This window comes from Angustibacter aerolatus (assembly GCF_054776675.1).
Genome location: NZ_BAAHBM010000188.1, coordinates 1 through 1,468, shown reverse-complemented (window position 1 = coordinate 1,468; position 1,468 = coordinate 1). Strand labels below are relative to the sequence as shown.

Below are 1,468 nucleotides of genomic sequence, written 5' to 3'. Positions count from 1 at the left end.
CGGCGGCGTCGACCGGTCCGGGCAGGCGGAGCCCGAGCGTCGTGGGCAGCGGCCCGGGCCGCGGCACCCCCGGCGCCACGAGCTCGGCCAGCGCCGGGTGCAGCACCGGCAGCGCGGTGACCACGCCCCCGTCGTGCACCACGGACGCCGTCGCCCGGCCGGGACCGGGTGCCCGCCGGGCCAGCGACCTGGGCACCCGCACCGCCTGGGCCCGGACGTCGAGCCGGTGCCGCAGCGCGACGGCCCGGTGCTGCGCCGCGTGCGGCTCGAGCTCGGACGTCACCGAGCCGGACGCGGAGTGGAACGCGGTGCGCCGCCACCGGTACGAGCCGCGGCCCTGCCCGGTGGCCTGCAGCGTGGCGCCCGCAGCGGGACGGCCCTGCCCGAAGCCGCCGACCACCAGGAACGGCCCGTGGTCGAAGCGGCGCTCGCCGAGGCTCATCACCGCCTGGGTGGTGCTGGTGCGCAGCCCGACGCCGTCGACGACGCCGAGCACCCGGGCGCCGCTGAGCACGACCTGCAGGTCGAGCGCCACGGAGCCCACGGTGATCGCCGCGCCGCCGTCACCGACCAGCGCGGGCACGGTGTGCGCCCCGAAGGCGGCGTGCAGCTGGTCGGCGTGCAGGTCGACGTCGTGCGGGCGGCCGACCACGGCGACGACCCGGCGCACGGCCTCGCCGAGCAGCGCGGGGTACGCCTCGTGCAGCACCTGCGAGCCGGCGTGTGCCGGCTCGGGCAGCGCAGGGGCGTGCCCGGTGCGGACGGTCGGCGTGCCGGGCCGCAGCGCGGCGAGCAACGGCGTCCAGCCCGTGGCGCGCACCCGGCCCGGTGCCTCGGCGACGACCTGCTCGTGCGCCACCGGACGCCGGCGGTCGGGGGCGCCGCCGAGCCGCTCGGTCAGGTCGTGCCACAGACCCGTCGGCCACGGCCGGGCGAGCAGCCGGACGTCGACCTCGAGCGCGAGGCGGGCGTCGTGCACGTCGGCGCCGCCGGCCGTCACCGCGGCGAGCGCCCGCGCGGTGCTGGTCGTCGTGCTCTCGGTGCGGTACCAGGCGAGGGTGGCGCCGAGCCCGGCGACCGGCCCGACGCTGCGGGCGAGCGCCTGCGCCGACACCCCGATGCTGCTGAACGAGGCGACGCCGCGCTGCTGCAGCGACGACGTGCCCGCCTCGTGCCGGCCGGTCGGCAGGTGGGCGAAGGGGTCGTCGACCCCGGCGAGACGCGGGCGCAGGCTGACGACGGCGTCGAGCGTGGGCCCGCGCCACCACGCCGGCTCGCCGCGCAGGGTCACCACGCCGCCGTGCCGCAGGTCGGCCGCACCCGTGCGCTGGTGCAGCAGCTGGTGGGTCACGGGCAGCCGCAGCAGCCGGTCGCCGCCGTGCCGGGCCAGCGCGGCCGTGACGGCGTCGACGACGAGCCGCCCCGCCGCTGGGTCGGCCGCGGTGGTGGCGGCCGCCGACCAGGCGGC

At 80.0% G+C, this 1,468-nt stretch carries 1 protein-coding gene; it reads right to left on the bottom strand.

Annotated elements, in window-relative coordinates; translation table 11 throughout:
- Nucleotides 1-1,468: hypothetical protein (locus ACYVI6_RS18695; RefSeq protein WP_460447790.1), on the bottom strand; the 1,468-nt coding region annotated here is incomplete at both ends.